The sequence below is a fragment of the Bradyrhizobium oligotrophicum genome (genome assembly GCF_051168495.1).
In the GTDB taxonomy this organism is placed as follows: domain Bacteria; phylum Pseudomonadota; class Alphaproteobacteria; order Rhizobiales; family Xanthobacteraceae; genus Bradyrhizobium; species Bradyrhizobium oligotrophicum_A.
On record NZ_JBNPVB010000017.1, the window covers coordinates 167,036 to 178,121 of the forward strand.

Annotated in this window: 6 protein-coding genes and 2 pseudogenes; 4 read left to right on the forward strand and 4 right to left on the reverse strand. The window is 65.4% G+C overall.

Annotated features, from left to right (window positions below; all coding sequences use genetic code 11):
- Positions 1–13: 13 nt before the first annotated feature.
- Entirely contained in the window at positions 14–2,329 is a 2,316-nt protein-coding gene (locus ACQR1B_RS27710) for an ATP-binding protein (RefSeq protein WP_434835553.1), read from the reverse strand.
- Between the two features lie 602 nt (positions 2,330–2,931).
- Between ACQR1B_RS27710 and ACQR1B_RS27715 the strand changes: the two are divergent.
- Positions 2,932–5,422: pseudogene (locus ACQR1B_RS27715) on the forward strand (penicillin-binding protein 1A).
- Positions 5,423–5,570: 148 nt separating this feature from the next.
- Here the strand turns inward: ACQR1B_RS27715 and ACQR1B_RS27720 are convergent.
- Together ACQR1B_RS27720 and ACQR1B_RS27725 are read right to left on the reverse strand one after the other, a co-directional pair.
- Positions 5,571–6,311 (reverse strand): metallophosphoesterase family protein, encoded by a 741-nt coding sequence (locus ACQR1B_RS27720; RefSeq protein ID WP_434835554.1) that lies wholly within the window; start codon positions 6,309–6,311, stop codon positions 5,571–5,573.
- A 255-nt stretch (positions 6,312–6,566) separates the two neighbouring features.
- Positions 6,567–7,237, reverse strand: a pseudogene (locus tag ACQR1B_RS27725) (hypothetical protein).
- A 248-nt stretch (positions 7,238–7,485) separates the two neighbouring features.
- Between ACQR1B_RS27725 and ACQR1B_RS27730 the strand changes: the two are divergent.
- Positions 7,486–7,809, forward strand: coding sequence for a hypothetical protein (locus ACQR1B_RS27730; protein WP_434835555.1), 324 nt, complete (start codon positions 7,486–7,488; stop codon positions 7,807–7,809).
- A gap of 237 nt (positions 7,810–8,046) precedes the next feature.
- Here ACQR1B_RS27730 and ACQR1B_RS27735 read toward each other — a convergent pair whose 3' ends face one another.
- The gene (locus ACQR1B_RS27735; RefSeq protein ID WP_434835556.1) at positions 8,047–8,985 is read right to left on the reverse strand and encodes a LysR substrate-binding domain-containing protein; all 939 of its coding nucleotides are present in this window, start codon (positions 8,983–8,985) and stop codon (positions 8,047–8,049) included.
- Positions 8,986–9,083: 98 nt separating this feature from the next.
- Here ACQR1B_RS27735 and styA point away from each other — a divergent pair, with 98 nt between their 5' ends.
- The gene (styA, locus tag ACQR1B_RS27740) at positions 9,084–10,331 is read left to right on the forward strand and encodes a styrene monooxygenase subunit StyA (protein WP_434835557.1); all 1,248 of its coding nucleotides are present in this window, start codon (positions 9,084–9,086) and stop codon (positions 10,329–10,331) included.
- A gap of 19 nt (positions 10,332–10,350) precedes the next feature.
- Positions 10,351–10,878 (forward strand): flavin reductase family protein, encoded by a 528-nt coding sequence (locus tag ACQR1B_RS27745; RefSeq protein ID WP_434835558.1) that lies wholly within the window; start codon positions 10,351–10,353, stop codon positions 10,876–10,878.
- Positions 10,879–11,086 lie beyond the last annotated feature (208 nt).

Sequence of the window (11,086 nt, forward strand, 5' to 3'; positions counted from 1 at the left end):
TCCCGTCCCGGCTTCAGGCCTCCGCCGTCGCGACCGGGCTCTCCGAAGGCGCGAGCTCCGGCGCCTCCACGCTCGGCGCGGGCGTCCCGATCGCCTTCAGCATCGCCGCCACCATCGCGGGCTTGCGCAGCGGCTTGGGCAGGAAGTCCGTCATGCCTGCCTCGCGGCATTGCCTGATGTCGTCTGGGAAGGCGTTGGCGGTGAGCGCGATGATCGGCAGCTCGGCGAGCCGGCCGCCCTTGGCGCGAATGGTCTGCGTCGCGGTGATGCCGTCCATCTCGGGCATGCGGACGTCCATCAGCACCAGGTCGAACTCCTGCTCGACGGCCGCATTCACCGCCTGCAGGCCGTCCGGAACGATGCATTTGTCGACCGCGAACTCCTGCAGCATCTTCGACACCACCATGCGGTTCGTGGCGTCGTCCTCCGCGATCAGAACGCGCAGCGGACGGCCGAGCGCCTCGATCCGCGCCTTGAGGTCGCCAGCGCCGACCCGGTCGCCGCGCTGATCCGAAACCTGTTTGTCGCTCCACGGCAAGGTCAGGCTGAAGCGGAAGGTCGAGCCCTCGCCCTGCACCGACGACACCGCGATGGCTCCGCCCATCTGCTCGATGATGCGTCGGGAGATCGCAAGCCCGAGCCCGGTGCCGCCAAAGCGGCGGTTGATCGAGGCATCGGCCTGGGCGAAATCCGTGAACAGCTTGCCGACCCGATCGACGGGAATGCCGATGCCGGTGTCGGAGACACGCCACTCGATCGTCGCCTTGTGATCGTCGCGCGACCTGCACGCGACCGCGATGGTGAGGCCGCCGCGCTCGGTGAACTTCACCGCGTTGGACGCGAGGTTGATCAGCACCTGGCGGATGCGCGCGACGTCGCCCTTGAGCGCCGCCGGCAGCTTCGGGTCGATGTCGGCATTGACCAGCAGGCTCTTCGACTTGGCATTGACGCCGATGATGGAGGTGACCGCCTCGACCAGCGCCGCCGGCGAGAAATCGACGGTCTCGAACTCCAACTTGCCAGCATTGAGCTTCGACAGATCGAGGATGTCGTTGAGGATGCGCTGCAGATTGTCGCCGGACTCGCGGATCGTCATCACCGCGTGGCGCTGCTCGTCGTCGAGCTTGGTGTCCAGCAGGGTGGAGGCGAGACCGAGCACGCCGTTCATCGGGGTACGAATCTCGTGGCTCATCATCGCCAGGAAGTCGGACTTCGCCCGGCTCTCGGCCTCGGCCTGCTCGGCCCGCCAGCGCTCGGTGACGTCGCGACCGAAGCCGCGATAGCCTGCGAATTTGCCGTCATAGTCGCGCGCCGGCCGCGCCGTCAGCGCCCAGCGCCGCCGCTCGCCGCCGGCCACGACGACATGGATCAGGATCTCCGGAATCGACAGCCGCTTGGTCATGCGGTCGGCAAGCGATTTGAGCGTCGCCGTATCGGTCGGGCAGAGATATTTCAGCGTGTCGATCAGCCGCTCGCCCTTGAGCTGATCCAGCGGCAGCTGGGCCACGTCGGCAAAGCGCTGCGGCGCATCGATCAGGCGACCCTCGGCGTCGGTCTGCCACAGCCAGCTCGACGCGTTCTCCTGGAATTCCTTCAGCAGCAGCGAGATCGTCTCGTTCTGACGCTCGTGACGGATCTGCGCCTTCAGGTTCTCCAGGAACACGTTGCCGTGCGACACCAGGTGGCGCACCATGAACGACGTGTAGAGCAGCAGAAACACCACGAGCACCAGATAGGTCGCGCCGCCGCACAGAAACAGCGAGCCGACCGAGCACAGCATCAGGGTCCAGGTGTAGGCGAGACCGGCCCGGGGCACGCTCGACATCGCGAATGCCCCGCCGGAAATCATCCCGGTCATCAGCGAGCCGACGATGATCTGCAGATGCGGATCGACCTGCGGCATCACGATCAGCGGCAGCGATCCCCAGATGCAGGCGAGAAAGAACGACTGCAACGTCATGCGCTGGATGGCGCGCTCGGACGCCTCCTGCGGCCGGGTCTTGCGCGCGCGCCACCAGCCGCGCAGCGCCAGGCCGCCCGCCAGGGCGATCGCGGCGCCCCATGTGATCAGAAACAGATTGGACACCGTGTTCCAGAACACGCCGAGAATGATGGCAGCGTTCGCGAAGTTGATGCCGATGGTCACGGGGACGAGGCGTGCGACGGCATCGATCTGCCGCGCGCGGATGCGGCGGCGGTCGCGCTCGGTCAGCGCTTCGTCATCGAGGCCTTCGATCGCGCCGAAACCACCGATCCACAGGAAGAACGCACCCAGCGGGCTGGCGCCGGCAGTTCGCTTCGACGTCGAGGGATTCCCAGGCCAATTCATGAGCACGCAGAACCTTGCTTGTGATCCCCTGGCATGCACGACCTGCTGCTTCAGCCGCGTTAATTGCTTCGCCCGTAGAATTACGGGCCGGAGGCTTCGAATCCCTCGTTCACGCGGTCCTGCCCGGCGCTCATTCGTCCCGGTTCGAAACGGGCGCCGCGCTTGGAATGCGGGCCCTCGTTCTCGCGGCCTGATCGGCCCGAGTCATGATCGCAGCGTTCACCCTCGTTCAGGTCGATACGCCCCTCGTGCCGGGGCGGGACGGAGACAGAAGAACACGATTTCCGAGAATATTTTCGTGAAAGAACTGGACAAGGTCCTACACGTTGAAATTGCACGGAAAATTCGTTTGCACCGGCCAACGCCCAATTCGGCGATCACACGCCGTGCAGCAACGCGCCGCCAATTCGATTTGAGCCTCAGTTTGGCCGTTGATCACATGGTATTTGAACACCCGGGACGGTTCCCGTGCTACTGAAGCTCCGCGCGTCGTCCGGTCGATTCCAGCAGGAGCGGTTGGTGCGGGCGAGGCGACGAATTGGGGCGACGATATCGTTGGGACCGCCGTAGAGCTGGGACGCCGTGTAAAAGGGTACACGACCATGCGTGGTCTGATGCGGTTCTTGGGATTCTCTTTTGCCGTTGGCACCGTCCTCTTCCTGATCGCCGGAGCCGGCGTGGCCGGCCTGATCTGGCAGTTCTCGAAAGACCTGCCCGACTATTCCCAGCTTCAGGACTACGAGCCCGCCGTCATGACCCGCGTGCACGCGGCGGATGGTTCGCTGCTAGGTGAATATGCTCGGGAGCGCCGGCTCTATCTGCCGATCCAGGCGGTGCCGAAGCTGGTGATCAACGCCTTTCTCTCCGCCGAGGACAAGAACTTCTACCAGCATGGCGGGCTCGATTTTTCCGGCATGGCGCGCGCGGCGATCGCCTATGCGCAGCATTTCGGCTCCGACCGCCGGCCGCAGGGCGCATCGACGATCACCCAGCAGGTCGCGAAGAACTTCCTGCTGACCAACGAGCTGTCGTTCAATCGCAAGATCAAGGAGGCCCTGCTCGCCTTGCGTATCGAACGCGCCTATTCCAAGGATCGCATCCTCGAGCTCTATCTCAACGAGATCTATCTCGGCTCCGGGTCCTACGGCATCGCCGCCGCCGCGCTCTCCTATTTCGACAAATCCGTCGACGAGCTCACGATCGCCGAGGCGTCCTACCTTGCCGCCCTGCCCAAGATGCCAGGCAGCCTGCACCCGATCCGGAATCACGACCGTGCCATCGAGCGCCGCAACTACGTCGTCGATCGTCTGTTCGAGAATGGCTGGATCGGCAAGGCCGAGGCCGACAAGGCGCGCCAAGAGCCGATCACGCTGAACAATCACGCCGCCAACGCCCATACGTTCGCCGGTGAGTTCTTCGCCGAGGAGACCCGCCGCGACCTGTTCGAGCGATACGGCGAGAAGAAACTGTACGAGGGGGGTCTGTCGGTCCACACCACCCTCGCCCCGAAGATCCAGGTGATGGCGCGCAGGACCCTGGTCGCGGGACTGGTCCGCTATGACCAGGAGCAAGGCTACCGCGGGCCGGCCAGCAAGCTCGACATGTCCGGAGACTGGGGCGCCCGGCTTGCCGAGGTGAAGTCGCTGACCGACATCTCGCCCTGGCGCATGGCCGTCGTGCTGGAGACCTCGGAGCAGTCTGCGCGCATCGGCTTCCAGCCGCCGCGCGAATTCGGCGCGGTCAGCAAGGAGCGCCAGACCGGACTGATCTCGCTCGACGGTGTCAGATGGGCCAGAGCCGTCGCCGGCCCGGCGCGCGGCAAGACCCCCACCGCGGTTTCGCAGGTGCTGCAGCCCGGCGACGTGATCTATGTCGATCCTCTCTTCAAGGATGGCAAGGCGGTCGACGGCCAATATCGGCTGGAGCAGCTGCCGGAAGTATCGGGCGCGATGGTCGCGATGGAGCCCAACACCGGCCGGGTGGTCGCGATGGTCGGCGGCTTTTCCTACGATCAAAGTCAGTTCAACCGGGCATCGCAGGCCTACCGGCAGCCCGGATCGACCTTCAAGCCGATCGTCTATTCGGCCGCGCTCGACAATGGCTATACGCCATCGAGCATGATCGTCGACGCGCCGCTGGAGATCGAGCAGGGCCAGGGCAGCGAGGTCTGGCGTCCGGAGGATTTCACCAGCGGCAAATATCTTGGACCGACGACGCTGCGCAATGCGCTGAGATTGTCGCTGAACACGGTCACCGTCAGGCTCGCGCAGGATGTCGGCATGCCCTTGATCTCCGAATATGCGAAGCGCTTCGGGATCTACGACGACGTCCCGAACTATCTCTCTTATTCGCTGGGGACCGGCGAAACCACCGTGATGCGGATGGTGACGGCCTATGCGATGATCGCGAACGGCGGCCGTCGCGTGAAGCCAACGCTGATCGATCGAATCCAGGACCGCTATGGTCACACCATCTTCCGCCACGACAGCCGGGAATGCCGCGGGTGCGAGGCGCCCGAAGGCTGGCACAACCAGCCCGAGCCGCAACTGGTGGATCACCGCGAGCAGGTGCTGGACAGCCTGACCGCCTACCAGATCACCGAATTGATGGAAGGCGTCGTGCAGGGCGGCACCGCGGTCGCGCTCAAGGAGGTCGGCAAGCCGATCGCCGGCAAGACCGGCACCACCAACGAGGCGAAGGACGTGTGGTTCGTCGGGTTCTCGCCGGATCTCGTCGTTGGCCTCTATATCGTATATCGGCTACGACAAGCCCCGCAGTCTCGGACGGACGGCGCAGGCGGCGCGCATCGCGGCTCCCGTCGCGCGCGACTTCCTCAAGCTCGCGCTCGTCGACAAGCCGGCGACTCCGTTCAAGATGCCGGCCGGCATCAAGCTGGTCCGCGTCGACGCGAAGACCGGCATGCGCGCAGCCATTGGACAGACGAGCGGCGTGATCCTCGAGCCGTTCAAGCCAGGCACCGCGCCGCCGGACGGCTATTCGGCGCTGGGCGATTCCGATCCGCTGCGAATTCCCAGTTCCTCCGGAAATCCAGCGGACCCCGGCGCGATGCAGGGGACCGGAGGACTTTACTGATCAAGAGAAACGGACGGAGCGCCGCGGCTCGGCCGCAGCATGATGCGCGCGAGCCGTCGGATCTTCACCGTCATTTCGGCACGGTCGTCCATGCACGGTCGCTGCGCGGCGTCGTCAACGGCGACGCCAACGCCATGAGCGGTCGAAGTTACAGCACGGCGCCGGAGGCGTAGGCACTGGCCCATTGCGGGAAACCGTTTTCCGCGGCGCGGGCCGCCGCATGATCCCAGTCATAGGTCAGCGCGAACAGCTCGGCCTGCCAATGTCCGCGCCGCTCCGTCAGCACGGCATAGCGGGCGTGCGGCGAACGATGTTCGAGCTGGGCCGCGATCGGGATGTCGCCGAACACGGGGCAGCCGACGCTGCCGGGATTGACGACGAGAGGTCCGCGTGGCACCTGCACCACCGCCTGCCGATGGCTGTGGCCGCACAGAACCAGCGTGGCGCCGCCGAGATTGACGAGGCGCGCGGTCAGCACGTCGCGGCGCGCTGGCACATAACGGCCGTCGTCGAGCATCTCCTCCAGCAGGCAGGTGCTGTCGTCGTCCGGCGTGCCGTGAACGGCGAGGATGCCCGGCTCCAGTATGATCCGCGCCGGCAAGGCGTGCAACGCGCGTCGCTGCTCGGCGGTCAGCGCCGCCCGCGCGAAGCGGCCGGCCGGCGGCAGCTTGTCCTCCGGCCATTCCTCGATCCAGCGGTCATGATTGCCGCGCACCGTCGGCAGCGCCAGCGATTGCAGCAGGTCGAACGTTTCGACCGGCCACAGCGGGCTCGTGACGCAATCGCCGAGATTGACCGTGGCATCGACGCTGCGGGTCTCGATATCGGCGAGCACGGCCTCCAGCGCCGGAAGATTGCCATGCACGTCGGAAACCACGGCCAGCCGCATCGGTCGTCTCCCTTGCGCCGCAGCGCTCACCGTTCACTCGAGACGAAGCTTTAGCATCTTCGTGATTGCGAGCGAAGCGACGCAATCCAGGGCGCCCGGAGACTCAGGATGGCTTCGCTCGCAATGAAAACGGAAACGTAGGGTGGGCAAAGCGAGCGCCGCAGGCGATCGCGTGCCCACCGTCTTCTGTCACGCCCAGTCGCGGCGGGCGCGGTGCTCGCGACGCAGGGGCGTCGCTGCGCGCCTTTGCGCACCCTACGATTGCGTCTCAAGAACCAGCGGAGATCGCGACAGGCTCGGGACGGTCCCCGCATAGCGCAGCAGGAGCCGATGCGTCGATAGAAGATCACCAGCGGCAAGCCGATCAACAGCAGTGCAAACCACGCAGCACCCGGCATGAAGCTCTGCGCCGCGGCGTCGCTCAGACCATACACGTAGTTGATGTTGACGGGAAGATTGCCGACAGCCGGTGGCGCAGGCATCAGGAAGTAGCACACCGACAGCAGCGCCCAGGCGGCGACGGTCCACAGCGCAAAGGCGCGGCGGTCATAGCCGAGCCGCCAAACCAGCCAAGCCAGCACGAAGGGCAGCCAGAAATGGAAGAACGACAGGCTGCGCGTGAACAACGGCAGCTTGGCGTCGAACATGTAGGCGGTCATGCCGGTCAGCGGCAGGCCGACCGCCGTGCCGAGAAAGTCGACCACCCACAGCGCCTGCGGCAGCAGAATGCCCACGGCCGGCGCCGACGCCAGCAGCGGGCTCTCCAGCCAGACTGCAGCCAGCGTGGTCAGCAGCGCGACATCGCAGAAGTAGAGGAAGTTGGTCGGGCCATAGGCCATGAGATAGGCCGGCACCAGCACCGCGCAGAATGCGCTGTAGGCCAGTTTGAACCACAGCGGAATGCCCGCCTTCTCAACCGTATCCATCGATCCCTGCCCCTGCAATATGGCTGTTTCGCAATCGCGCGGAGATTGTGGGGAGACGGGCCGGCGCGTCAATCGAACTGCAAGCGTTTTCGCGCTCAACGTTAATGAGACTTTGAACGTATCGATGACGAGTCAGCGGAGTCCGCCGTCACCTGCCCCCGAGACGCCCGTCACGCATTGAAGAGCGATTGGAGTCATGCCAGTCTTGCCGTGTAGTCTCATCGTTTGCCCCCCGAGGAGACAGAAGCATGGTTGGAGTATTCGCCGGCCCCGCTGTCGCCCTCGTTACGCTGTTCGGCCTCGCTGCGCTGGGTATGCTTTGCGTCGCCGTCTATTGGCTGTTCAACAAGCAAGTCAGGCTGAAAGAGCTGGCACGCGTACGCGAGCCGCTCGCGCGCCACAACCCATCAGACCCTGAATACAACACGGTGAGAACGCTCTACACGTCGATGGTGATCGATGCGGAGCGCTTGGGCTTTTTTCATTCGGGTGCCCCCTCCGGAGATCATGGCGGCAGCCACCATGCCAGCGGCGACGATGCCAGCTCGAGCGGCGGCGGAAACCACCACTGATCGGGAGCGTGCCACCATCGATGTGCCCGAGTCGCGCCGGACACAGCCGAGTGCATCGCTGCGCAATACAGCGCCCTCTCCCCTTTGTGGGAGAGGGCATCACCAGCTCATCCGCGTACTCGCTTGGGTGAGGGGTATCTCTCCGCGAGCGGCGTAGCAGGATAGATACCCCTCACCCAACCGAGTTCGCTGCACTGTCCTGCATGCCCTCTCCCACAAGGGGAGAGGGCGCATTTACTAACACCGTTCGCGCTGCGGTCTCTCATTGCGGCGCGGCGGCGCGGTGATCGCGAATACGTCCGCGCGTTCGATGATCAGGTCGCGGAACAGGCGGGCGCGGTGGGACATCCATTGCGGGTCAGGGTAGACGACGTGGAGCGGCAGCGACGGGACGTCGTAGTCCGGCAGCAGATGGATCAGCCTGCCGGACGCGATGGGGCCGATCGCGCACCAGTCGGGCAGCACGGCGGCGCCCAGACCTTCGAGCGCGGCGAGGGTCATGATGTCGGCATCATCGCAGGTCAGCGACGGGGTGATGCCGACGACGTGGCGGCCGGTCTCGGATTCAAAGCTCCATTCGTTCTTCGGCGACAGCCGTGAATAGGTCACGCAAGGAAGCTGGCGCAGATCGTTCGGCAGCCGCGGCGCGCGGTGCCGCGTCAGCAGCGTCGGCGCCGCGACCAGCAGCCGCTTGACGGTGCCGACGCGTCGCGCCACCAGCGTGCTCGAACTGAGCACGCCGATGCGGATGGCGAGCTCGGTGCCGGTCTCGACGAGATCGACGAACTGCTCGGTGAAGCGGATGTCGAGCCGCACCTCGGGATAACGGCGGCCGTATTCGGCGAAGATGTCGCTGAAGAAGTAGCGGCCGAACGAGGTCGGCACCGTCATCCGCAAGGTGCCCGAGGGCGCGCCCACGCGCCGCGGCGACGGCACGCTTGCGCTCTCGAACAGCGTCACGATGTCCTTGGCGAGCTTGAGGACCCGGTCGGCCTCCGCGGTCGGGCGCAGCTTGCGCGTAGTGCGCACGAACAGCCGGCAGCCGAACTGCTCCTCCAAGAGCGCAATGCGCTTGGTGATCGCCGGCTGTCCGAGGCCGAGATCGGCCGCGGCCTGGGTGAAGCTGCCGGCCTCCATGACCCGGATGAAAGTCTGCAGCGCATCGATCCGGTCCATCCATTCCTCCCCGGAATGAGTTTTATTCTCCTCATTCCGTATACGTCGGGAGGTGGCGTGGTCTAGCCTCTCAAAAAAAATCACCGGGAGGGAGACCCATGGAGAAGTCGATTGGCATCGTCGGCGCCGGCATCGGCGGGCTGCATCTGGCGCTCTATCTGCAGCAGCACGGCATTCAGGCGACCGTCCTGACGGACCGTGCGCCCGAGCAGTATGCTGCAACGCGGCTGATGAACACGGTGGCGCATCACGGCGTCACGGTGGCGCGCGAGAACGAGCTCGGCGTGAACCACTGGGACGATCCGGACGTGGTCTATCATCACCATGATCACTTCTTCAATTTTCCGGGCAGCCCCCTGCTCTTCCGCGGCGCCTTCAAGCAGCCGAGCCGCGCGGTCGACTATCGGATTTATCTGCCGGCGCTGATGAAGGATTTTGAGGATCGCGGCGGCGCGATCGAATATGCCAGCATCCAGGACGACGACATTCCGGCGCTGGTCGCGCGCTTCGACCTGCTGGTGGTGTCGACCGGCAAGGGCGCGCTCGGGCGCATGTTCAATCACCGGCCGGAGCTGTCGCCCTACAACCAGCCGCAGCGCCTGCTCTGTGTCGGGCTCTATGACGGCGTCGATCACGGCAGCCCCGGGGGCTCCGATCCGCGCGGCGTCACGCTGTCGGTCTCGCCGGGGCATGGCGAGATGATCGTGATCCCGACCTTGACCTTCGGCGGCATGAAGACGGCGCTGCTGATGGAGAACATTCCCGGCGGCGACATGGCGGAGCTGGTGTCGCTCAACTACGATGCCGATCCCGCAGGCTTCCGGCAGACCATGCTCGACAAGCTCGAGAAGCATCATCCGCACACCTACGACCGCATCGACACGCAGCGTTTCGATCTGCAGCCGCTGGACCTGCTGCAGGGCGCCGTGGTGCCGACGGTGCGTCGCTCCTCGGTGAGCTTCGACGACGGCAGGATCGCCATCGCGCTGGGCGACGTACATTCGGTGGTCGATCCGATGATGGGCCAGGGCGCCAACATGGCCTCCTATGCCGCATTCGAGCTCGGCAAGGCGATCGTCGAGGCCGTGGCGTTCGACGACCGCTTCGTCGAGACGGTCGATCGCGCGCGCGAGAACCGCGTGCTCGCCGCGGCGCGCTGGACCAACCTGATGCTGCAGCCGCAGTCGGAAGCGATGGGCCGGCTGATTGTCACGATGGCGCAGAACCGGGCGCTCTGCGACGAGTTCACCGACAATTTCAACTATCCGGAGCGGCAATGGGACCGGCTGGCGAGCGAGCGGCGCATTCACGCCTGGATCGATGAGCGGACGCAGCTTGCCGCGTGAGATCGCGACGGAGCAGCTCATGAGCCATCATCCGGACCCGGCCGGTTTTCGCGCGGCAGCGTCGCGGTTTTCGACAGGGGTCACCGTGGTGACCAGCAGGTCGGCCGATGGCGCAGCCGTCGGCATGACCGCCAACAGCTTCACCACAGTTTCGATGCAGCCGCCGACGGTGCTGGTCTCGCTCAAGCGCGGCCGGACCTGGCAGGCGGTGAGCGAGTCCGGCCGCTATGCGGTCAACGTGCTCGCGGCTGACGATGTCGCGATCTGCCGGCATTTCGCCGGCGCGCCGCTGCCGCAAGGCGCACCGTCCCTGGACGAGCGCGACGGCTTTCTCCTGCTGCCGCAGGCGATCGCGCAATTCGGCTGCGAGGTCGTCAGCGCGGTCGAGATCGCCGACCACACGCTGTTCATCGGCGAGGTCCGCTGGTGCCGCCATCAGGACGGCCTGCCGCTGGCGTTCTACGCCAGCCGTTTTCGAAATGGTCTGGGCGCGGAGATTTTGCCGAAGGATGCGCTGGCTTATCCGGCGGAGGGATGGACGATCTGATCGCGCAACGCGGTGGGCACGGCCCCCCGTTGGCTTCCGCTCGAGCCAGACAGCGTCCTGTGCGATACGGCGCCCTCTCCCCTTGTGGGCTACCGTATTCACACATCGATGTTGAATACGGGAAGAACCTCTGATTCCCTGTCGGCCTTTGACGGAGGATGCCGGCATGGAGCTTGGGCTGGGACGGTTTGGCGACCGTCGCCTGGAA